The sequence below is a fragment of the Candidatus Woesearchaeota archaeon genome (assembly GCA_016188115.1).
Classification (GTDB): Archaea; Nanobdellota; Nanobdellia; order Woesearchaeales; family GW2011-AR9; genus JACPIK01.
This window is the reverse complement of the sequence record JACPIK010000002.1, coordinates 693,178-715,064: the sequence shown is the minus strand read 5'-3', so window position 1 is coordinate 715,064 and position 21,887 is coordinate 693,178. Positions and strand designations below refer to the sequence as shown.

The 21,887-nt window shown below is 39.7% G+C and carries 18 protein-coding genes and 1 tRNA gene; 13 read left to right on the top strand and 6 right to left on the bottom strand.

The features are described 5' to 3' along the window. Positions 1–51: 51 nt before the first annotated feature. The 6 genes from HYV86_03860 to HYV86_03835 are packed head-to-tail and all read left to right on the top strand — an operon-like array spanning position 52 to position 12,464. Positions 52–2,094: a hypothetical protein gene (locus HYV86_03860; GenBank protein ID MBI2572967.1), complete on the top strand. Its 2,043-nt coding sequence runs from the start codon at positions 52–54 to the stop codon at positions 2,092–2,094. A gap of 25 nt (positions 2,095–2,119) precedes the next feature. Beyond that, positions 2,120–7,870, top strand: a complete 5,751-nt coding sequence (locus tag HYV86_03855; GenBank protein MBI2572966.1) for a hypothetical protein — start codon at positions 2,120–2,122, stop codon at positions 7,868–7,870. Further along, on the top strand, positions 7,867–8,424 hold the full coding sequence (locus HYV86_03850; GenBank protein MBI2572965.1) for a hypothetical protein: 558 nt from the start codon (positions 7,867–7,869) through the stop codon (positions 8,422–8,424). Before HYV86_03855 ends, HYV86_03850 begins: the two co-directional genes overlap by 4 nt. Beyond that, complete coding sequence (locus tag HYV86_03845; GenBank protein MBI2572964.1) at positions 8,421–11,354, top strand: transglycosylase SLT domain-containing protein; 2,934 nt, start codon at positions 8,421–8,423, stop codon at positions 11,352–11,354. Before HYV86_03850 ends, HYV86_03845 begins: the two co-directional genes overlap by 4 nt. 47 nt (positions 11,355–11,401) lie before the next feature. Continuing rightward, a complete protein-coding gene (gene mutM, locus HYV86_03840; protein MBI2572963.1) occupies positions 11,402–12,205 on the top strand; it encodes a DNA-formamidopyrimidine glycosylase in 804 nt (267 codons plus the stop codon). Position 12,206: 1 nt separating this feature from the next. Then, entirely contained in the window at positions 12,207–12,464 is a 258-nt protein-coding gene (locus HYV86_03835; protein MBI2572962.1) for a hypothetical protein, read from the top strand. A gap of 2 nt (positions 12,465–12,466) precedes the next feature. Here HYV86_03835 and HYV86_03830 read toward each other — a convergent pair whose 3' ends face one another. Then, positions 12,467–12,793 carry a hypothetical protein gene (locus tag HYV86_03830; protein MBI2572961.1) on the bottom strand — a complete coding sequence of 109 codons (327 nt, stop codon included), beginning with the start codon at positions 12,791–12,793 and terminating at the stop codon, positions 12,467–12,469. Positions 12,794–12,890: 97 nt separating this feature from the next. On the opposite strand from HYV86_03830, the gene HYV86_03825 reads away from it, so the two are divergent. Beyond that, positions 12,891–13,040 (top strand) — tRNA-Asn (locus HYV86_03825). 23 nt (positions 13,041–13,063) lie between these two features. Here the strand turns inward: HYV86_03825 and HYV86_03820 are convergent. Genes HYV86_03820 through HYV86_03810 form a run of 3 tightly spaced genes read right to left on the bottom strand, consistent with a single transcriptional unit; the run spans position 13,064 to position 14,003 of the window. Continuing rightward, complete coding sequence (locus tag HYV86_03820) at positions 13,064–13,468, bottom strand: NUDIX domain-containing protein (protein MBI2572960.1); 405 nt, start codon at positions 13,466–13,468, stop codon at positions 13,064–13,066. Further along, positions 13,465–13,743 carry a hypothetical protein gene (locus HYV86_03815; protein ID MBI2572959.1) on the bottom strand — a complete coding sequence of 93 codons (279 nt, stop codon included), beginning with the start codon at positions 13,741–13,743 and terminating at the stop codon, positions 13,465–13,467. Before HYV86_03815 ends, HYV86_03820 begins: the two co-directional genes overlap by 4 nt. Further along, a complete protein-coding gene (locus tag HYV86_03810; protein MBI2572958.1) occupies positions 13,740–14,003 on the bottom strand; it encodes a hypothetical protein in 264 nt (87 codons plus the stop codon). Before HYV86_03810 ends, HYV86_03815 begins: the two co-directional genes overlap by 4 nt. 143 nt (positions 14,004–14,146) lie before the next feature. Here HYV86_03810 and HYV86_03805 point away from each other — a divergent pair, with 143 nt between their 5' ends. Then, positions 14,147–14,554 (top strand): hypothetical protein, encoded by a 408-nt coding sequence (locus tag HYV86_03805; protein ID MBI2572957.1) that lies wholly within the window; start codon positions 14,147–14,149, stop codon positions 14,552–14,554. A gap of 246 nt (positions 14,555–14,800) precedes the next feature. Next, positions 14,801–14,914: a zf-TFIIB domain-containing protein gene (locus HYV86_03800; protein ID MBI2572956.1), complete on the top strand. Its 114-nt coding sequence runs from the start codon at positions 14,801–14,803 to the stop codon at positions 14,912–14,914. A 148-nt stretch (positions 14,915–15,062) separates the two neighbouring features. Here the strand turns inward: HYV86_03800 and HYV86_03795 are convergent, their stop codons facing one another. Continuing rightward, positions 15,063–16,571: a hypothetical protein gene (locus tag HYV86_03795; GenBank protein ID MBI2572955.1), complete on the bottom strand. Its 1,509-nt coding sequence runs from the start codon at positions 16,569–16,571 to the stop codon at positions 15,063–15,065. Between the two features lie 148 nt (positions 16,572–16,719). Continuing rightward, positions 16,720–17,124, bottom strand: a complete 405-nt coding sequence (locus HYV86_03790) for an ArsR family transcriptional regulator (GenBank protein MBI2572954.1) — start codon at positions 17,122–17,124, stop codon at positions 16,720–16,722. A gap of 79 nt (positions 17,125–17,203) precedes the next feature. Here HYV86_03790 and HYV86_03785 point away from each other — a divergent pair, with 79 nt between their 5' ends. The 4 genes from HYV86_03785 to dnaJ all read left to right on the top strand — a co-directional run bounded on the left by HYV86_03785 (position 17,204) and on the right by dnaJ (position 21,576). Beyond that, the gene (locus HYV86_03785) at positions 17,204–17,755 is read left to right on the top strand and encodes a nucleotide exchange factor GrpE (GenBank protein MBI2572953.1); all 552 of its coding nucleotides are present in this window, start codon (positions 17,204–17,206) and stop codon (positions 17,753–17,755) included. A gap of 67 nt (positions 17,756–17,822) precedes the next feature. Continuing rightward, a complete protein-coding gene (gene dnaK / locus HYV86_03780) occupies positions 17,823–19,736 on the top strand; it encodes a molecular chaperone DnaK (protein MBI2572952.1) in 1,914 nt (637 codons plus the stop codon). 58 nt (positions 19,737–19,794) lie between these two features. Next, entirely contained in the window at positions 19,795–20,448 is a 654-nt protein-coding gene (locus HYV86_03775) for a hypothetical protein (protein MBI2572951.1), read from the top strand. Positions 20,449–20,451: 3 nt separating this feature from the next. Continuing rightward, positions 20,452–21,576 (top strand): molecular chaperone DnaJ, encoded by a 1,125-nt coding sequence (dnaJ, locus tag HYV86_03770; GenBank protein MBI2572950.1) that lies wholly within the window; start codon positions 20,452–20,454, stop codon positions 21,574–21,576. The last annotated feature ends 311 nt before the right edge of the window (positions 21,577–21,887 follow it).

Below are 21,887 nucleotides of genomic sequence, written 5' to 3'. Positions count from 1 at the left end.
AGACGGGGCGGTAGCACAAGCTTTATAAATTATATAACTATCATTAACCTAATGCAAAAAAAGAGGTTGGATCGTGTTTTTAGTAGTAACTATACTATTAGGTCTTCTCCTATTTTGTTTTCTGGTTCACGGAAGGGTCAAGTAACAATTTTTATTATTCTGGGGATAGTGGCGTTGCTTGCAATTATCTTAATTATTGCTATTAAAACTGAAATAGTTACCTTCAAACCTGGAGAAATTATTCCCACGGAGAAAAGTCGCGTGGAATCACTCATTACTTCTTGTATTGAATCTATTGGAGAAGATGCGGTTCGCCGTTTAGGAGCGCAGGGCGGATATCTTTCTGTACCTTCTTCGATTGCAGAGAATGCTAATTTACATTTACGTACTTCTCCTCTCTCTTTAGTTCCATATTGGGCATATGGCACGCAAACGATGTATCCTACGTTAGATGAAATCAAAATGCAACTTGATCGGGAAATTGAACAAAAACTTCATGGGTGTGTGTTTGAACCTGATCGACTCGATACTTATCAAATTGAAGAGAGGGATCTTGTAAAAGTTAACACAGAACTTGTTGAGAGCAAAATCATTTTTAATGTGCGATGGCATTTAGTCATTCGGGACAAAAACGGAGAAGTTGTTACTGAAGTGGTGGATCACGTTGCAGAATCTGACATCAAACTTAAACGTGTTTATGATCTTTCTCGGCGAATTGTAGAACGAGAACTGCGTGATCTTAAATTAGAAGATTTGACACAGGATTTGATTGCATTAGAACATCCTGATGTGCCTGTTGCGGGATTTGAAGTAAGTTGCGGGACAAAACGCTGGGAGATTGATACTGTTAAACAAACTCTGAAAGATTTGTTGCGATATAACCTTGCGCGTTTGCAGGTAAAAGGCACTGATATTGTTGAATATCCTGAAGATTTATCATATTATACTAATCATTATGTTTGGGATATTGGCGATGATATTTTGTTTAATGATGATGTGTCAGTGGTTTTTTCGTTTGATGATTCGTATCCTTTTTCGTTTGATGTTACTCCGCGAAGTGGTCGAGTTTTACGTAGCAATCAGTTAGGGCAGAAAAATGCTCTCTTGTCATTTTTCTGTTTGCAATCTTGGAAATTTACCTATGATGTGAGTTATCCGGTTATGGTTCATGTTCGTGATGAAACGACGGGTTATGATTTTAAAACCGCATTTACAGTACATCTTGCGCGAAATATCGCGAATAGAAATGCGGTGCCTACACAAGCTGTTTCTGGAGTCTTTGGGGCATATGGTGATGAAGAATTTTGTCAAAGTGGTTCAGTTCCTTTGATGATGAAGACCTATAAATTGGTAGAGAATTGGCAAACAGGGGTATATTGGCGTGTTCCATTGGAGAATGTTGAGATGTCTTACTCTTGTTTGCGTTATCAATGCGATAATATTGTTTCAACTCAGTATGATTTTGCCGGTATGGGTGATGTTGCGGCGGCGCGTACTAATGTGCCTCAATGCGGCGGCGCGATTGTTCGCGCGACTAAAGAAGGGTATAAAGAAGATTGGAAACGAGTCATTACGACGCCTGATGCAGAAGTTGAATTTGACTTAATTCCTCTCCAAAAATTTCCCATTTCAAATATTGAGATCGTTACTCATTCGTTTACGTCTCCTACTCAGGTTGGTCCCGCAGTTGCATTAGATGATGAGGTTACGGCGTTTGTTTCACTATATTATGATGCAAATCGTACAAAACGCGATCTCTTCGCAACGCATTTTCATGAATCAAAAGCAGTTATTTCTGCGACGCTTGATCCTCATATACAATCGCAACAAAATATTGAATTTTTAGCAGAAGCGGATTTTACATATCCTTTGGAAGTACTCTTACTTAAAGGAGAAGCAGGAGAAGTTGGCGGTGAAATTATCGGCGGCTATAAAGGAAATTGGTCAGTAGCATGGGATGAACTTGAAGAAGCTCACAAAATTATAATTCACACATTAGTCCCAACAGATAGCTCAACGGAGGGGATATTAGAATTAATGGGGGATTTAGCGCAATATAGCTATGCAGTCCCTCTTCCTGAGGTTCAATCTTAAACAATTTCAATCTTAAATGATTAACATGGTAAAAACAAAACACACGAGTAGTCACGCAAGAAGTTACAGGGGTAGTTACGTTAGTAGTACTGCTTGGAAGATAATGGTACTTGGTGTGCTCTTTTTACTGGTGAATACGACGTTGGTTTCTGCGCTTGAGATATCTCATGTGCGTGCTGAAAATGTTACGCAGGATAGCGCAATACTTGCATGGGAAACTGATGAAGCGGCAAATAGTTTTGTTGAGTTTGGCACTGATCCTGCTGAGTTTGTGCGACGTGGTGATGCTGATGAGGTTATTGAGCATCGATTGCCTTTGTCTGGTCTTAGTTCCCAAACGACGTATCAATATAAAGTGCAAAGCGGTGATGTGGTTGATGATGCGCAGGGAAGTTATTATTCATTTCAAACAGCAGCGCAGGATCTTTCTACTTCAGGAGTGGTGGTCGTGCTACCGGAAGTTATCCAAGGTACTTCTCTTTCTTTTAATGGAACAGCAGAGAATGGAGCAAGTGTACGGGTACTTGTAAATGGTCGATTGGGCGCAAGCACGCAGGCAGTTGGTGCAAGTTCTGGTGTTACTGATGGTGAGTTCAAAGTGAGTGGAATTACACTTGATGCAGAAAAAGAAAATCTTATTTTTATTGAAGCAACTGATGCCTTTGGCAATAAAGCTAATACTACTACTGTGGTTTTTGCCGATACTCACAAACCTGTGGTTCAATTGATTCCTATTGAAGAATTTGCAAATGAGAATCGGATCGTTCTTAATGGGACAATTAGCGAAAATTCAAGCGTGGAAATATTTGTTAACAATCGTTCTGTTGCGCAAAGTCCTCCTACTACTTTCTTTTCTTTGGAAGTAAGCTTACAAGAAGGCGATAATACTATTGTGGTTGTGGCAGCGGATCGGGCTGGATGGCAAAGCGAGAAGCAGTTTTTAGTGAAAGCGGATACGCGCGCTCCCACGTTACGCGCAGAGATAGAGAAGGGATATCAATTTTATGAAGGTCGAGCTGAATCTTCCATTTCAGGAGAAACAGAACCTGGAGCAAAAGTGTACTTGTACATTTATCGACCGCAAGGATACGAATTTCATCCTGATTTTAGTCGTGCAGTAAAAGTTGTCGAAGCAGATCAAAATGGGTCGTTTCGCTTTAAAGATGTTGATTTTTCTTTATCTTTGCGTGATCAACTTACGGCTAAAAAATTAACACCTCGAGAAGTTCCCATCCAGTTGTTAGAATATACTATTTTTCCTATTCAGGAAGCAGTTGCTGCAGCACAACAGGCAACATATCATGTCTTTTTAATTGCGGAAGACGAAAGCGGTAAATCAATTTCGTGGCAGCGAACGGTTAATGTTAATTCCTGCGCGTCGGGCGATCTGGCGTTTGGTGTTGAGAATATGGTTAAATTCCAAACACCGTATGCGTTGAATCCAACATTACTTGATGAAGGGCGTCAGGAAATTCAAGCAGTCTTTAAGTTTAATTATTTAGGTCAAGGCACGCCGGTACTTGATAAAAGTGGGGAAGTCTATGAACGAGCTTATAGAATAAAGAATGTGCGTATTGAGAAAGCGTGTACGCAATCAATGCAAGAAGATGAGAAATTTGGTCTTGGTTGTCAACTTATGCCGGGTTCTACTCGACCATTGAAAGGTGAGGAAGCGGTCTATGCAACGTGGACACTGATTGGGGCTGCGGAATTTAGTAAGAAAGAAGACGATTTTTGGAATGATTTTAAGAAACGGCAATTAATGTTTCCTATTAAGATTTCTATTGAATACGAAGAACGGGAAGGCAAAGCCGAGGGTGGAGAGGATAAATGGAGTGGAACTAAAACCCAAACTACTTGTCAAGATATTGGGTATTTTGTGGATATTCCTGTTGATAGCGCTGATTTAATTCCGGACTTTATTGCGAATGATGGTGTTGCAGCATTAAATTGGACAATTACCCAATTACAAACTGCGCGTGAGTATGTCGAAACAGCCTATTTGATTACGGGAGTAAGTTGTATTGCGTCTTTCTTAGGAAGATGGGTAAGTCGTGGTGTGCGTGTGGCAACATCACGTTTAGAATCATATTTTGAATTAGCAAAACCTGAAGCAAAAGCGAAGCAGAAAGGGGAAGGGTTTGATAGCAGCGGTAAATGTCCGCTTAAACAAAATAATTTGTATATGCGTGAAACGCTGGAGAATTGGTATGCTCTTATCAAAGCTGATGAACAATATAAAAAAGATTTACCTCAAGCGGTTGTAGATTGGTATGAGGCTGATGGGGGTCTTGTTGATGGTCCTAACACAAAAGCGCATACTCTTGATGAGCAGTGTGATTCGACGACAACGGCGTGGAAATTTGAAGCAGCGTTGGATACAGCATATCGTTGGACGTGTGATCGCGCATTTTGCCGTGCTGTTCCTGCTGGATGGACAGAGGATAAGACTGAAGAACAGATTAATAATGTCATACAGGAGCAGAATGCATGCGCGGTGACGGGACGTGGTGCACCATTGATTCCATTGGAGAATTGTCAGGAAAGATTGAAAGCAGATTCTACTGGTTTAACTATAGACACTAAAGATGTTGCAAAATGTTGGACTAAAGGAGATGGAAGTGATACTGTCTTTTTTATGGATCCTAGTGAACAAGTTCCTCGTGATGAACAAGTAGGCGTATTTCATCTTCGTTCCGCGAATAAATTATTAGGTGGGCTAGAAAAATCTGAAAGACTTGTTGTTTATCAACCCCCTGGATCTGAGGGTCTTATTGCTGGAAGAGATATTTCTTGTCAAGAAGCTTGTACTGACCCCTATAAAGGAAGGTATGGTGGTGAGTTTAAAACTGATTCTGATCTGGGACATTTAGGAAAAGGCTGTTATAAAGAAGGTAAAGATGAAAGTGGAATTACTCAGTTATATGATAAAAATGGTAAAAAATTAGGTACTGTTGATAAAACTGAACGGTATGCCACGGGATATACTAAAGATTGTTTTATTGAATCATTTACTGAAAATAAAGAGCCTGAATTCTATCAATGTGTATGTATGGGTAAGAAACCGGATGCGTCAATAGAACCAAGTGGAGACCGTAGTTTACGCACTGCTGTAGAAATTGGAAAATACAAACCCGGTGTTGAGGAAGAGTGGTTCTATCGAGAGGAACGTATCTTTAAAGAATCAAATGGCAAGTTTGGAACAAATTATCCAACGATTCGCTATTATCATGGACGTGATTTTTCTGGCGCGTTTGGTCAGGATTATTTGATTGATTATATTCGTGGTGAGGATAAACAGGTTGCAAAAGTAGATCCTCATGCTGGTCTTATTGAATCCGTGCAAACAATGTGCACCTCAGGTATTCTTAAACACATGGTGATGATTGAGAGTATCTTAGTTGGATTACGTAATTGTTTAGTTGAAGCGAAATATACTGGATTATATGATGCGGGTGCGTGTAAGACCTGGTTTAGTCAGAATGTCTGTGGTTTAGTGTATAAAGGAGTTGCAGCGATGCTTACAAGCTGTACACCTTCAAACTTTGATGATATTGGAAAAGGCGGTGCGTTTGAAGATATTGGCGTTGTGCTTAAGGAAGGCACTCAAGGGATGTCGAGTGCGCTGCAATCATCGGTGAATGATATCAAAAGTGATTATGGTAATGCGCAATTAAATAATTACTTCCAAGGTGGCGCACAGGGATTTGCGCAATCAATGTGTATGGCAGCATTTGGGTTTGATTTTCCTTTATTTAGTGAGGACTTTTTACTAGATGCGGCATATGCGTTTCCAACACATAGTTCTGTTGTGGTTGCTCCTGCATTTCGTGAGTTAAGTACATTTAACCCTGCAAAAGAAACAGCCATTCATAATTATGAAATTGGTGTTATTGTTATGCCTGGTTGTAAGATTACTCGTTCACAAGTGTCTTTGGAATGCATTGGTCCGGAAGATCGAGGATTTTTTGGTGTGGATGAATCGTGTAATGGCAAAGGTTGCGATTGTTTACGCGCGAGCAAAGCACCCGAATTTGCTGGTGAACGTGAAAAAATTATTGATACGAGTATGAACATTCAAGGAGGAAGAATGTTTAGTGTGCCTATTGAAACACCTCAACGTGTCGATTCTCATTTCCGTTACGATCACGTTAAAGTAGAACTGGAATTAGATCCTGGTGAAAATCCAGAATTATGTTTTGATAAAGAGGTTCTTTCTGGTCGTAAAGGAGTATGGTATCAACCAATTACTGATGTTACTCCTCCTGGTGTTGCTACTTGTACTGTTGATGCTGTGTCGGGTCGGTATGATTGTCCTGAATTAGCAAGTCTGTTCGGTACTGGTCAAGCAGCGATTGAATCTCCGTATATGGAATGTTATGATAAACGCAATGATAAATGGGTTGATTGTCGCACTCCTAATATTTTTGTTGCGAGTGAACATGATGATATTCGTGTACGTGTTAATCTTGCTTTGAATGGCAAAGGGATGTGTTTACGACGTACGGTGCGAAATCTTCCAGGTGTTCCTGAAGTAGTGGGGGCTGCGGTCATTCCAGAGAATGTGCAAGGAACATATCTCAAAGAAGATGTATTAGGTCCAGTAACGGAGACAATGTTTGGCGGAATGTCAAATCAATTAGAAAAAGTGAATGGAGCTCCAAGTAATGCGGGATGTCCAAATCAGCCAAATTATTTTGGGTCTCCTGAAACCGTGCAAGATCGTAATGAGTTTGTCTTCTCGTTTACTCAGGTGCAAAACACTCTTGTGCAAGTTACTGTTCCTGCTGATGCGTCGTTAACGTCTACTTCTTCACGTAATGGGTATTCTATCACTGGCGGGTTGCTGCAAAAAGATGGTGTTGCAGCTATGTCATTAGAAAATGCCAACGCGGCACAATTTAATGCAGACGGGTTTGTGATTAGTCAAGTGATTGGTCAACCAGACTTTTCTGCGCAACCATTACAATGTACTTATCGAGTGTCGAAGAGAAGTGTCTATGCAACACAGAATAATTGGAAAGATGTTCAGGTAGTGTATGAGTTATTAGATCAGGATGAAAGCAAGGGCTGTGCGTTTGCAACACAAGTTACTAAACAACCGGCAATTGGTAAAAATCGTCATGTTCAACTTGTGCGTATTCAGCGTCAACCAATGGCTATTGCTGAACTTGGCGGAGTTCATGATTTCTTTATGCAAGAAAATTATGATCGTGTTCATGAGATTGCGACCGAGGAATTGCAGAAATTACAAGGCGACATGAGTAACGTGATGACATTGTATTATGAAATTTTATCGTTGATTATGAAAGGACAAAAACAAGGCAGTATTGAAACGTACGCTGTGAATATTGATAATCTTTTGAAATATTTCTTCTTGCGGGATTATTCTGGTGATATAGCTGCGGGTTATGATAAAGGAAGTGAAGAGACGGATGATGACGATCTTGAAAATACAGATGAGTTTCACAAAATCTATGCGTATTTATGTGAGGTAGATAAGAAGTTTAACAAAGGTGTTGTGAAATATTGTAATGAAGGGAAAGTGGCTGCTGCGAAGAGGGCTTTAGCAGATTCATCTCTTTGTGGTGCTAAGGGGTATACTCTGCCTATTACTGATTCTGTTTATGCGTATAAATGTATTAGCGCAACCGAAGCAAAAGCATGTAAAATTAGTGATGGAGTAGAACTAGCTAACTTTCAAATTTCTGCAGCAAGTGCAGCGACTAAACCAATCTTGGAAGCACAATGTAATTCCGGGGGGGGCTCATCATGATCTCCAACAAAGGTTCAGTTCTGGTACAAGTGGCGGTGATTGCGATTGTTGCGGCGATTACAACAGGGATCATGTTACTGTTAATTTATGTTGGTGCATTTGAGGAAAGTTCAGATCAAGCGCAACAGGTTAGTCTTCTTAATACAGAATTTATTCCTTTAGGTCGCGGCGGTGACCTTCAGATTCGTCAGTTTGATTTTTGCAAGTATGTTGATGTGAAGTTTAATTGTTATCAAAAAACCGATGTGTTTGCAAAAGGCGATGAAATCTATTTACGGTTCTTAGTGCAGAGTAGTACATATGATAATCAAATCATGTTAGTGCGAAATTATCGCATTGTTAATCCTCAGGGCAATATTATTCTTAATTTGGAAGAGAAAAATTCCTATCTGTTAGAACACGAATCTACAAAAGAAAATGAACCTGCGGCGTTTGCAGATTATTTTACGCTTGGAGATAATCCTGATCTGGGTGAATATCAAGTAGAAATCATGGTGGAAAATCCGTTATTAGATAAGCGAATTTCATTAGTCAAGAGGTTTAGGGTCGAATGAAACGTGTTGGAATGAAACGGTTTGGATTTTTGGTTTTATTTACACTGTTAATCTTAGTAGTGGGTGGTTTGGCAGAGAATGATGTTCGATTTTTGGAGACAGGCAGTCGTCTTCTTGGAAGTATGGTAGGTCAACCGTTTACATTACTTTGTCCTGATGGACAAGCAGCGTTGGGGATTCAAGCAAGTGTAGATCGATCAGGTTTTATTGATGCTTTAGGTTTATTTTGTCAGGATCAATCTAATGTTATAATTGGTAATGAGGAATTGGTATTACGTGATTCTGGATGTGCTGGTAGATTTATGAATGGTCTTAGTGCTATTGCTGCGACTAAGAATGGGGTTGAAGGGATTGTTTCAGTTGCTGCGGTATGTGGCGAAACTCCTAGTGTACCTATCCAATCAACGCTACCACAAGCTTATACTGAACATAAATTTACTTGTGATCTTCGTACTCAATCGATTCAAGTTCGCGGAATTAGTGGGTTTTATGATTCACGTACACACATGGTGAAAGGGCTATATGTTCTTTATACTGCTGATGAGAATGTTTTTCGTAATGGCGCATTATTGTGTCGGGCTGATCCTTCTGTTCCTGCTGATTCTGCTGGTGAGGAAGGTTTCAATAATGGTGCTCGGGTAAATCCAGATGGCACGATTGACGTTTTATTAGATCCTTCTGATGAATCAACTTCTGCTCCTGCTCCAGCGACTGATGAGATGTATGCACGTAATGATGTACCAGCGGGTGCTACGGCAACGGATGCAAATAGTGGTTCTGATCTTACTTATACAATTGAATTAGTTCCTGATGAACCTTCTTCTCCTACTTCTGCTCCGGCAGTACATCCTGTTGCTGCTGCTGCGGGGGATGGGGCAGTTGATGAAGAGACGGGAGGTCTTGCTGAGCCTACTGAAGAAGAGATCCCTGTGGAAGATTGTACTAATAATGCTGATGATAATGAGGATGGCAGTGTTGATTGTGAGGATTATGCTTGTCGTGAAGATGATTATTGTAAAGCAATTTATCGTCAGTTAAACTCAGGTCTCTTTTCGGATTCAGATGAAGGATCTTCGAGTCAAGATGGTGTAGAAGATTGTACTAATGGTGTTGATGATAATGGGGATGGTGGTGTTGATTGTGATGACTATGCTTGTGGGGGATATTATTATTGTAAGGCGATTTATCGTGAAATGATACAAGATATATACACTGAGGAAACGATCGCTGCTACTAGTAGTGAAACTGAAGCATATCTTGCCGATATCTGCGATCCAGATGATCAAGAGTGCGTTGATGACTGGCTGGCAAAGAATGCGAATCCTTTAGAAGAGGATATGTCACAATACAGTGGTTCTTCGATTGCTGGTCCTTCAAGTGTACTGCACATTGGCGATTCTCATTCTGTTGGTGCGTATGGAAAAGAGTTACACAGATTACTAATTCAAAAAAATGTTGCAGCTCAAACGTATGCGTGTGGAGGGGCAGCTGCAAGTAATTTTGATAAAGTAAATTATAAAGTGTGTAATGAAAAGCGAGATAGTGGGGGGAAACCAACTGGACCGAATCCGGCAGGATCATTAGTCTTGGTTGGTAGCCAGACACCAAGCAATCTTATTCAGACTCCATTTAATTTTGAAAATCAATTGTCTGCATTTAATCCCGAAATGGTTATAATCTCTTTAGGAACAAACTTTTTGACTGCACAGGGAGTTAATAATCAAGCAGCAAATATTAACTCGCTGGTAGAGAAGGTTGTTTCATCAGGTAAAAAATGTGTATGGGTAGGCGCGCCAGCTTCAACTAATAGAAAAGTAGATACGTTGGGAATCAATCGAGCTCTTAAAGTTCTTGTCGAATCTCGTTGTCGTTTTATTGATGCTAATACTCTTACGGATGCTGTTCAATATACGGGAGGAGATGGAATCCATTATACTGGACAAGGCGGGCTTGGTGGAAAACTTTGGGCAAGAGCAATATATGCGCTGCTCTATCAAGAGTATCTAACTCCTCCTGCAGATGATGAACCATTTGATCCTAGCTCAGAAGGTTATGGGTCTGTTAAACCGCGTGGTGAGTCAGCTCCTGAGACAACCAAAGCGATTTCAGAGATGTATTCTGAATCAGTCAAAAATATTGATAAAGCGTGGAGGCGAGTTTCGCCGTTTATTCTTGCGGGGGAATATGTCTATCAAACTGGTGTTGGCTTTGTGCCGTGGGCAGTATTGTATCCTGCTCCTGTTGTGGCAAGTGTTGCTGACGAAGATGATGGTCCAAAACCTATTTTTGATATTCCCGAGGATAATGTAGAAAAATATGATACTTGGTTTAAAAAATATGGTGAAGAACATAATGTGCCTCCTTCTTTACTTAAAGCAGTTACTTCAAAAGAATCAGGATTTAGCACTCGGGCAGTTAGTACTGCGGGAGCAGTTGGGCTGGCTCAATTTACTTATAAAACTGCCAAGAGCTATTTTGGGGCAAATCAAGTTGTTATGTGTTGTGGAAATTTAGAACCGAATGAGAAAGAAACTAGGCAAGGATGTATGAATGAAGTTGCGAGATGGGGTAGGGTCTGGAAAGAGGGTACCTATATGTGCACTCCACAAAATGATGCGCGATTTAATCCTGAACTTTCAATACAAGCTCAAGCAAAATTATTCGCTAATCTTTTGCAAAATTATCAAGGCGCTGCACTGGAAGATCAAATTAAATTAGCAATTTTAGCGTATCATGATGGTCCTGGTGCGGTAAATGGATACATTCGTATTGCACAGGGTCAAAAAACGTGGTCTGCGGTTAAGAGTGCGATGAATGTTAGAGTGAGAACCTATAAAGGAAAACAAATCGGAAATGGCGATTATATGGAACTAGTGTATGTCGGTCCAATTTATGCTCGCTATGCTGCTTGGAAAAACCAATTTGATTAGGTGTGGCTAAAATAGTGGGACTAGAATGAAAATAGGCGGTTAATCTCATGCCAGAATTACCTGAAGTGGAAACGGTGGTGCGAAAGCTGCGACCTCGTATTGTAGGGAAAAAAGTAGTAGACCTTGTGATTACAGATCGGAAGGTGGTTTCATCAGGATTATTGAAATATGTTCCATTTACAATCAAGGCAATTACACGTCGAGGAAAGTATATTTTCCTCGAAACGAATAAACAATTTATGATGATGGTCCATTTACGCATGACGGGACATTTTCATTATTTGGTGCGGGGTGTACAAGAACAAGGTCATCTTTCACAGGAGTATCGCGCGGGATTATTTCGTTTTCAAGATGGATCAGCGATGACGTTTAATGAGATTCGCCGTTTTGGTCGTGTTGAACCGTTGACATTACCTGAATATGATGAATTATTACATCGTCTTGGTCCAGATCCATTTGATGTGTCGGTGAGGAAGTTTTGTGAATTGTTGCAAGAGTATCCTACGGCAAATATCAAAACAAAATTGCTAGATCAATCCTGCATTGCAGGAATAGGTAATATCTATGCGCAAGAAGCGTTGTATCATGCAGGTATTAATCCTTTGCATAAGATTGGTGAAGTGTCATTACCAAAATTGAAACTATTGCACCATCAATTGGTGCGAATCTTACGGCTGGCGATACAAAAGAATGGTACGACAGTATCTAATTATCGACACCTTGATGGAAAAGGTGATTTTGCTGGATATTTGGCTGTGTATCAAAAAGAAAAATGTCCAAAAGGGCATACTATGGAAAGTGTTAAAATAGGCGGGCGTGGAACGACGTATTGTTCGGTTTGTCAGAGGTGAAATGATGTTACGAAAATTATTCAATAAATTAAAAGCGACGGTAACTGGCAATAAAGAACCAGAGTATAAGAATCGTTTTCTCAAATTTTATCATGAGAATTCAATGCGTCTTAAAAAAGAGAGAAAATCAGCGTATTATCAACGGCAAAAATCGGGAACGTGTGTGAGGTGCAAGAAACCAAGAGTGGAAGGAATTGTGTTTTGCACGTATCATCAGCAGAAACAAAAAGAATATAATGCGAAGGCAAGAGCTAAATGAGTTTATTTTGTTTCAAGATCATATTGTTTGAGAACAATTTGAAATCCAAGCATTGCTTCGGCACCCATTCCTGCTATCTCTCTAGGTAAAGTAGGAGAAGTTAGATCGCGAAATTCTTGTTTTGCTACTGCTACAAATTCATTTCGTGTCATACTTGTTACATAATCGCCTGGCGATGGAACAAAAAAATATTCTGGCTTTTTAGGGGATGGTCCAGGGGTTGTTTCTAAAAATGCTCTGCTTTGGCGGTAAATTGAGACCATATCAGATATGAACAGTCCTTCTGTTCGTATACGAACATATTGGTCTATTGTGGAATCAGTATTCATTCTTCTCATTTTTCATCTAGCTTTTTTAAAGGCTTTGAACAAATTGCTTGCGGACGCAGAAATCTTTATAAATCGATTACAGTACTTGCGTTTTGGTGTCCCGGTGGCTCAGCCCGGTTAGAGCGGACGGCTGTTACTCACAGTATCTGTGAAAAGAGACCGTCAGGTCACGTGTTCAAATCAACCTTTTGGAAAAGCTTGACCAAAACCGTTAAGTCAAGAGGTTAGGAAAGTCACGTCCGGGACGCTTTTTTTTATTTTAAATAAAGATCAATTTTTCTTTACATATCCTATAAATTCTAAGAGTTCCCAAAATCCACTCACCAAATCTTTCTTTTCATAGCATTCTTTTGCTGTTACCCAAAGATATGCGCTATGTTCTCGTGAATTAAGCTGAACCGATATTGGGTGATTTAATTTAATACGAAATGTCGGAAAAGTCAGATGTCCCCAATCAAGATCAATATCATGGATTTTGAGAAATTCAATCTCTTTGGGTGTAGTTTTATATCCTATTTCTTCATTCAATTCTCTCATAATTGCAGTAAGATCAGTTTCACCTGCTTCAATTTTGCCTGCCGGCAAACACCATGCTCCTGGTTGGTGGACGGTGTCGCCGCGTTTTAAAATAAGAAATTTTCCTGCGTACTCCACAAAACAGCCAACGACTCTCATCTTTGTTGCATCCGTGTCAATTCTTCGCTGGTTAGTCGTCTATAACCACTTTGAAAGTTTGCTGGACCATTGAGAATACGAAGACCATCTCCTTGTGTCTGAATATAATGTGCAATTACGTCTAACCCGTTTGAACCTGGACTCGCTATTACATGAGGGTTTCCTTCACCACGTTGGATTAATGCAATATATACTAAGTCTCCTCTATCATAAGCATAATAGCGTAAAAATGGAGGTGTCATGTCTAATGGATCAATTAGTGTTTGCTCGTTCATTTTGTTAATCCTGCTTCGTAAATTTTTTTGGCGATAGTTTTCATCCATTCTTGGTCTTCTCCACTTTTGAAAAGCAGCTCGCCGTATCCATGTACAATGATTTCGATGGAATTAATCTTGATCACAAGTAAGATGGGGGTTTCAAGAATAGTTTCAAATTGTGTTTGGATGGTTTTGAGATTGAGTGTTTGGGGTTTTGAGAGTTTTGCAGAATACGTTGCTTTGGTCTTGCATTTTTCGAGTGTGAATTGAATCTGCATATTTCGTTTTTGCTTTGTTTCTTTAAATCCTTTGTGTTTGATTCATTCTTAGAATAGTGATTTTAGGTTTGGTTATCCTCGTGAGACCGAATGATTTATATACCAAAACATCATCATTTGAGACACTAAGAGGTGATATTATCATGGTTGCTAAAAAGAGGTCAGCTGATGCTTCTCCTCGATTGCTGTGGGGTGTAGAGCTTCACCGCCTTGCTCACTATACTTTTTTTGCAGGAATTGTTGTTTGTATCCTTGTAGGTGTGTTCTTTCGTACAAAATTACCGCCCGAAATGCTGGTTTCAACACTTGTCTTGCTTGGTTTGATAGTTGGTTTGTTTAATCTTACAGCAAAAGAAACTACTCCATTTTTAGTTGCGGCAGTGGCATTAATGCTTGCAGGAATTGTTAATCTTCAATTGTTTACTCTCTTTGGTTTATGGCCAAATTTAGGGAACATTTTGCGTTCCGTGTTGAGTAACATTGTCGTTTTTGTTGTACCTGGCGCAATTATTGTGGGTATGAAAGTTATTTGGAAACTTGCACGAAATTAATTTTTTTGTTTTTTAGACTTTTTTCTTATGTTTTGTTTTAAATACTAAAATCTCATAAATAAATTGTAACTTTGCTTTTTTATGAATGAGGGGATCAAAAGTAAATCCATGGGTTATATTTCTCTCTCTCTCTCTCTCTCTCTTTTCCTTCCTGTTCACACTCCCCTTTTCTTGATTTTTCTTCAGGCTGGACTTTTCATAAAACTTATAAACAACATATACCTCTACTAATCTATCGGGGGATACATGCAACATCAGACAACCAATTGTCCAGGGTGTAAGCAAACGTTCACGTCGTTTCGTTTTGCTGGTCTTCATGCAGTGCGATGTCATTATTGTCGTGCTGTTGTCAAATTATAGGGTCTGACCATGCCGATGTGGAACGTGTGGGGTACCTCTGTCTTATTTTTGAGTGATTTCGTCATTTTTGTTTGATTTGTATTATGGGCTATGATTTATACGATTCACTATTATTCTCTAGATTCTTTGCAAGAAATGTTGTTTATCTTTATTCTACTCGTTGAATAGACGTTTTATTGTTTTTATGATCCTTGATACGCGCTTGGATGTGTATTTTCACTTTATTGTTGCGGGTTGCTTCAACGTAGGTATCAATTTTTATTTCTTGTTCTGATGTAATTTCAATTAATTGTTCTTTTGTGAATTTGCTGATAAATTTTGATGTATCTATCTCTTTAGTGTCTACACATTTCCAAAAGGCAATTTTTGGTTTGTGTTGGTGCCATATCCAGAGTCCGCCGATTCCACAAAAGATAATTACTATGGTGAGTAGAAGTGGGGTTGTTCTGGTAAGGCTTCCAATTTTATTTTTAAGGTTGCTCCACATGGCTTGTCCTATCAATGCTTCTTGGGAATCTGCGTAGGTTGATTCTGAAGCACAGCTTTGTGAGTCATCAGGATATGGTTCTTTGTTACAGTCATTTCGATCTACACAGGTTCTATGTTGTGTTTGATAAGCGTTACATTGTTCAGGAACCCACGTTGAACACTGCCAGTCAGGGATACAATTACAAGATCTGGTTTCAATGGTTTTAATAGCAGTGCAGCTTGGTTTAATTTCGATACAACTGCGTTCTTGGGGTTGGGTTGTGCATGAAGCTGGTTCCCAATTTCCGCACTTTTTAGATGGGTTGCATTCTGTTTGCGGTGGGGTTGGTGGTATCACTTCTATTACTCGCGGGCTTGCTGCTCCTCCCGATCCTCTGCCCCCTCCTCCTCCGCTACTGCCTGATCCTCCACAGCTGCCACAATCAGCAGAACATGATGAACAACTTTCATCTGCATTACACACTGCATCTCCGCAAAAATCTGCTACGTCAGTGATGTTGAGTGTGACATTATTTGAGGTTGCAGTTCCTAAGCTGTCATTTGCTCTAAACACGATCCAGGTTATGCCATAATAATCTGTATTCGGAACGATGGTGACCGTAAAATTAGAAATAGTTACTGTGATATTGTGTCCAATTTGGGCAGTAAAATTAAGTGTGTCGTTTTCGTAGTCGGCAAAATAGGTGGTAAGATTGATGCCGGTGAGGGTGACATCTTCTTCCCACGTTTGATTAGGGATGGTTCTATTTTGGTAGGGGATCGAGTTGTTAATAGTAAGAAGCAATATTTCGCTTACATTCGATGCGCAGGAACTATTATAGTCACGAATGGTGATATCTATGCTGTGGTTGCCTACATTTAAAATTGAGGGTATGAATGAGAATACGCCAGTATTGTTGTTTATTAAAAAGAGGCTGGTATTATCAAAAAAAGCAACTGCATCGCTGTCGCTTTCATTAGCATAAATGGTTGAGTTAAATGCAACATTATGGGGGAGGGTATAATTCGTAAGATTGTAAAATGAAGGCTGGTGATTGTAGCATAATCCTACTGTTGCTGTGCCACCCGTTACTGCGCCAGTTATACTAAAGACAACACTTAGCTGGATAATCTGGATTGCAATAAGTAAGAATGAAAGTAAAAGCAACAATCCTTTGAGGTTCTTCATGCTGAAGGGATTATTTTTTCTCTATAAATAGCTATCTTTTTTGACGATGTGGTTTTGTCTTTCAAGATATGTCTGTTCTATTTTGGGTGGTGGGGATAGGTTTAGCAGGGTCTTAGTATAATCTAAAATTATTATAATTACCTGTTCTCTAGAAGTTCTGACCTAACTGGTCATCGATTTCTTTCGCTACTTTGTTTAGGTCAGTAAAGATGTTTTCAATATCTCTTTGGACATCGCGAATTACTTTTTGCAGGTTGTTGTCTCGCAGTACATATCCTCCTTTTACTCGCATGACTATTCCTGCATCCATAAGTTTGGTCAGATGATGTACGACGGTGCCTCGACTTAAATCTAATTTTTCTGCAACTTCATCTGATGTGATGAGGTCGGAAGTCCGAGCGCGCTTAAGCAGGGTAATAAATACACGAAAACAACTGCTATCCTTATCACGCAGATTAAATAGTCCTAATGATGAGCCAAACCACTGGAGATCTTGGTTGAGGTTTTCTGTGGCAACACGGCGAATTCGCAGAATCGTGACTTTTTGTGTCATATGCGGGATAGGGGTATTTTTCTATTTAAATGTTTGTCCTTGCGAAATGTTTATATATAAAATGCATTCAAGAGCTTCCATGTCGAACTTAGATCAACAAAACGAACCTGTTAAAACGGAAAATGCAGATGCTACTAGCACAACGCAAGAGGCTCCTGTCAAAGATAAAGTTGAAGAACTTACCGATTTGCTTCAACGTACTCAAGCTAATTTTGAGAACTATCGTAAGCAAGTTACGCAACGTATAACTGATGCTGAACAAATGGCACTTAAAAAGTTCCTCATTGAACTGCTGCCAGTTTTAGATACTTTTCATCTTGCATTAAAGAATCCTACTCAAAAAGTAGAAGATGTGCGAGAGGGGATGGAATTATTATACGCTCAGTTGCTCTCTGCTTTAGAAAAAAGTGGAGTTGTAGCGTTGGATTCATTAGGGGCTAAGTTTGATCCCCTCTATCATCAACCTCTTATGAAAGTGCCTTGTGATGAACCCGTGGATACTATCGTTGAAGAATTTCAAAAAGGATACTTGCTTCATGGAAAAGTATTACGTGCTGCACGTGTAAAAGTAAGTGATGGTCCTGGCAAGTCTCATCCAGAGAAGGATCTTAGTAAAACAAAATCAAAGTAAAATTGTAATCAAAATTTGATTAAGAAAAACAAATCAAGAAAAATACCATTTAATGGAGGAAAATATAATGACAACCAAAAAAACCACAACCGGCGCAACGATCGGTATTGACTTAGGTACAACTTTTTCAGCTGTTGCTGTTCTTGAAGGAGGTAAACCCGTAATTATCCCCAATTCAGAAGGAACTAGAACAACTCCTAGCGTTGTTCACATTAAAGATGAGGATGTTGTTGTAGGTCAAGTAGCTCGTAACCAAGCAATTACTGATCCTACTCGTACTATTCGTTCCATTAAACGTAAAATGGGCACAAATGAAAAAGTTACCATTGATGGAAAACCTCATAGCCCAGAACAAATTTCTGCTATGATCTTACAGAAATTAAAACGTGATTCTGAAGCTTATCTTGGTCAAGAAGTTAAAAATGCAGTTATTACTGTTCCTGCATATTTTAATGATTCTCAACGTCAAGCAACTAAGAATGCAGGAGAAATTGCAGGTTTGAATGTACTGCGCATTATTAACGAGCCAACTGCGGCTGCTCTTGCATACGGTCTTGACAAACAAGAACAAGATCATACTATCCTTGTTTTTGATTTCGGAGGAGGAACATTTGATGTTTCTATTTTGGAATTAGGGGATGGCATCTTTGAAGTTAAAGCAACCAGCGGGGATAATTACCTTGGTGGGGATGATGTTGATGAATGTATCATGAATGATATCATGGATCGTTTCAAAAAATCCCAAGGTATTGATTTACGTCACGACCCTACGGCGATGCAACGTCTTAAAGAAGCAGCAGAAAAAGCGAAAATTGAACTTTCTTCAAAAATGAAAGTTGAGATTAACATCCCTTTTATCACTGCTGATCAACATGGACCAAAACACATCAAAGAGGAATTAACCCGCGCTCATTTCGAATCTTTAATTGCGGATATTTTACGTCGATTGGAAGCTCCAGTTAAGAATGCATTACGTGATGCTCAAATGACACAAGGTGATATTAATCGTGTTATTTTTGTAGGCGGTTCAACCCGTATGCCTTGTGTTCAAGATTTAGTACGCAGACTCACTGGAAAAGAAGGCGACAAATCTGTTAACCCTGATGAAGCTGTAGCGATTGGTGCAGCAATTCAAGCAGGAGTTATGTCTGGCGATATTAAAGACATCTTGCTTCTTGACGTTACGCCTCTAAGCTTAGGTCTTGAGACTTTGGGTGGCGTATTTACTCGTTTGATAGAGAGAAATACAACCATTCCTACCAAAAAATCGCAGATCTTCTCCACTGCTGCTGACAACCAAACTGCAGTTACTATTAAAGTTGGACAAGGGGAAAGGTCTATGTTTCATGACAACAAGACTCTTGGTCAATTTGACTTAATGGGAATTCCTCCTGCTCCTCGTGGCGTTCCACAAGTTGAAGTCACATTTGATATTGATGCAAATGGTATTGTTCATGTTAGCGCAAAAGATCTTGGAACTGGTAAAGAACAAAAAATTAAGATTACTGGTTCAAGTGCATTAAGTGAAGCAGAAGTGAAACGCATGCGTGAAGAAGCAGAGAAGTATGCTGCTGACGATGAACGTAAACGTGAACTTATCGAAGCGCAAAACAATGCTGAATCTGTTGCCTATCAAACTAAGAAAGTGCTTGATGAATTTAAAGACAAAGTTGATGATGGCACACGCAAGCGCATTGAGGACAAAATTGCTCACGTTGAGAAAGTTCGTCAAGGCGAAGATGCTGCTGCTATTAATGCTGCTATCGAAGAACTCAACAAAGTGGTTGGCGAGATTGGCGCAAAGATTTACCAAGATGCAAATGCTGCGCAACAAGCTGCTGGTGGGAACGCCGGTATGCCTGGTGAAGATCAAGTTCATGGACATGCGCATGGTGAGAAAGTTGTTGACGCTGAGTTTAAAGAGAAAGCAGGTCACTCTTCTGACAAGCCAGCTGGCAAGAAGAAAGGTAAAGACCAATAGGTCTTGCTTTTTTTTATTTTTTTGTTATAGTTTATTTTTTGAGGGGTTATACACAAACATGATATCTCTTCCAAGTCAATCTCAATGCCTCTCTTATTTTGAAGAATATAAAGTTCCTAGAAACATCTTAGCGCATTGCAAAGCGGTGCAAGAGGTAAGCATGTTTTTAGCACAAGAGTTAGTTAAAAATGGAACTAGAATTGAGGGTAAGCCTGTTGATGTTGATTTTGTGCGTGCCCTTTCGGTCTTACATGATTTGTTTAAAGCGGTGACACTCAAAGAATTAAATCCTAATCATAAATATCATCCTTATGCGTATTCAGATGAGGAGATTGCTAAGTGGAAAGAATTACGATTGCGTTTTGCAGGAAAGTACGAAGGAGAAATTGCATATGAAGTGTTTGGTGAGCAGTATCCTAGGTTGGCGGCGTCATTGCGTAAAGCCAGCGCACCGGGGATTCATGTGGTAGACAAAACATTTGAAGAAAATTTGGTGCATTACATTGATTGGCGAGTGTTAAAGACAGAGATTATAGGGTTGCGGGAGAGATTAGCGTATTTGCGTGAGATGTATCCTCATGCGATCCTAAGGCATGAAGAAGAACAAGAAATGCTGGATTTTGAAGTAGAATTATTTTCGCATTTATCATTCACTGCACAAGATTTAAAACAAGAGTTTGAGAACCATCTTCGTAGAGTTACGGGAGAATAGACCATGGCAGATAAAGATTATTATTCATTATTGGGTGTTGAGAAAGGTGCAACGAAAGAAGATATTAAGAAAGCCTATAAAAAACTGGCAATGAAATATCACCCAGATCGCGCTGCTGAAGAGAATAAAAAGGAGTATGAAGAGAAATTCAAGGAAATTAATCAAGCAGCTTCCGTTCTTGGAGATGATAAGAAACGGGCCCAATATGATCAATATGGTTCTGCTGCGTTTAATGGCGGGGCTGGCGGTCCTGGTGGCAGTGGTTTTGAGGGGTATGATTTCTCTGATGTGATGTCACAATTTGGCGGTATGGGGGATTTTGGAGATATCTTTGATCAACTCTTTGGTGGCAATGCTGGGGGTCGTGGACGAGGTGGTCGACGCGGTTCTGATTTACTCTATGATATTGAAATCACTCTGGAGGAAGTAGCAAAAGGAACGACAAAATCTGTTAAACTCAATAAATTAGCTCATTGTGCTTCTTGCAAAGGTAAAGGGGCTCATTCGTTTACAAAATGTTCATCTTGTCAAGGTTCAGGATATATGCGTAAAATTCAAAAGACTCCGTTTGGTGTCTTCCAACAAACTGCGCCTTGTTCTACTTGTCAAGGTCGTGGTGAGAAAGCAAGTGATACCTGTAAAGAATGTAACGGTGAAGGCGTCGTTCGTGAACGTAAAGAAATCGAAGTTACTATTCCTGCTGGAATTGAGGATGGTATGCGTCTACGTGTTACTGGAGAAGGCGAGGTGGGAGGAGCAGGTGGTCGTGCGGGAGATTTGTATATTCAAGTTCATGTCAAAGCTCATGCTCACTTTGCAAGGCAAGGGGATAATTTGGAAATTACTATTCCTATTTCGTTTACGCAGGCTACACTTGGTGATGAAATTGAAGTACCTACCATTGACGGTACTGCTGTTCTCACTATTCCTGAAGGGACGCAATCAGAAACAACATTTCGCATGAAAGGTAAAGGTCTTGCTCGTATTCAATCCAGTGGACGTGGCGATCAGATGGTAAAAGTGCGTGTTGCTGTTCCTACAAAAATATCTAAGAAACAACGTGAACTGATTAAAGAATTGCAGGAAGAGAAAGCAAGTACGGGATTTTTAAAACGGTTCTTTGGGTGAGGATTTTTCTTTCGGTTTGTTGTTTCATATTTTGATTATATTTACTATTTTCCCGTTTACTTTATTATTTACTTTTATTAGAAAAAAAGAAAGAATTAATATCGTTGTCGCCGAGCCATAAACTGCAAGAATGCACGATCTTCATCATGGAGCTCGTTGACGAATTCTCCATATTGGTTTTCAACATTATATTCTTTTTTAGTTGTCATGGTATCACCTATGGGAGAGAGTATTCACTAGTTTAAGAACCCAAAGAAAGAATCCTCTGAATGTCAGTTCTAGATCCAACTTCTCTTTTTTAGTTAGATTAA

Bases quoted from the DNA above. Each gene is read 5' to 3' on its own strand.
- HYV86_03860 (MBI2572967.1), top strand. From the start codon at position 52: ATGCAAAAAAAGAGGTTGGATCGTGTTTTTAGTAGTAACTATACTATT.
- HYV86_03855 (MBI2572966.1), top strand. From the start codon at position 2,120: ATGGTAAAAACAAAACACACGAGTAGTCACGCAAGAAGTTACAGGGGT.
- HYV86_03850 (MBI2572965.1), top strand. From the start codon at position 7,867: ATGATCTCCAACAAAGGTTCAGTTCTGGTACAAGTGGCGGTGATTGCG.
- HYV86_03845 (MBI2572964.1), top strand. From the start codon at position 8,421: ATGAAACGTGTTGGAATGAAACGGTTTGGATTTTTGGTTTTATTTACA.
- mutM (MBI2572963.1), top strand. From the start codon at position 11,402: ATGCCAGAATTACCTGAAGTGGAAACGGTGGTGCGAAAGCTGCGACCT.
- HYV86_03835 (MBI2572962.1), top strand. From the start codon at position 12,207: ATGATGTTACGAAAATTATTCAATAAATTAAAAGCGACGGTAACTGGC.
- HYV86_03830 (MBI2572961.1), bottom strand. From the start codon at position 12,793: ATGAATACTGATTCCACAATAGACCAATATGTTCGTATACGAACAGAA.
- HYV86_03820 (MBI2572960.1), bottom strand. From the start codon at position 13,468: ATGAGAGTCGTTGGCTGTTTTGTGGAGTACGCAGGAAAATTTCTTATT.
- HYV86_03815 (MBI2572959.1), bottom strand. From the start codon at position 13,743: ATGAACGAGCAAACACTAATTGATCCATTAGACATGACACCTCCATTT.
- HYV86_03810 (MBI2572958.1), bottom strand. From the start codon at position 14,003: ATGCAGATTCAATTCACACTCGAAAAATGCAAGACCAAAGCAACGTAT.
- HYV86_03805 (MBI2572957.1), top strand. From the start codon at position 14,147: ATGGTTGCTAAAAAGAGGTCAGCTGATGCTTCTCCTCGATTGCTGTGG.
- HYV86_03800 (MBI2572956.1), top strand. From the start codon at position 14,801: ATGCAACATCAGACAACCAATTGTCCAGGGTGTAAGCAAACGTTCACG.
- HYV86_03795 (MBI2572955.1), bottom strand. From the start codon at position 16,571: ATGAAGAACCTCAAAGGATTGTTGCTTTTACTTTCATTCTTACTTATT.
- HYV86_03790 (MBI2572954.1), bottom strand. From the start codon at position 17,124: ATGACACAAAAAGTCACGATTCTGCGAATTCGCCGTGTTGCCACAGAA.
- HYV86_03785 (MBI2572953.1), top strand. From the start codon at position 17,204: ATGTCGAACTTAGATCAACAAAACGAACCTGTTAAAACGGAAAATGCA.
- dnaK (MBI2572952.1), top strand. From the start codon at position 17,823: ATGACAACCAAAAAAACCACAACCGGCGCAACGATCGGTATTGACTTA.
- HYV86_03775 (MBI2572951.1), top strand. From the start codon at position 19,795: ATGATATCTCTTCCAAGTCAATCTCAATGCCTCTCTTATTTTGAAGAA.
- dnaJ (MBI2572950.1), top strand. From the start codon at position 20,452: ATGGCAGATAAAGATTATTATTCATTATTGGGTGTTGAGAAAGGTGCA.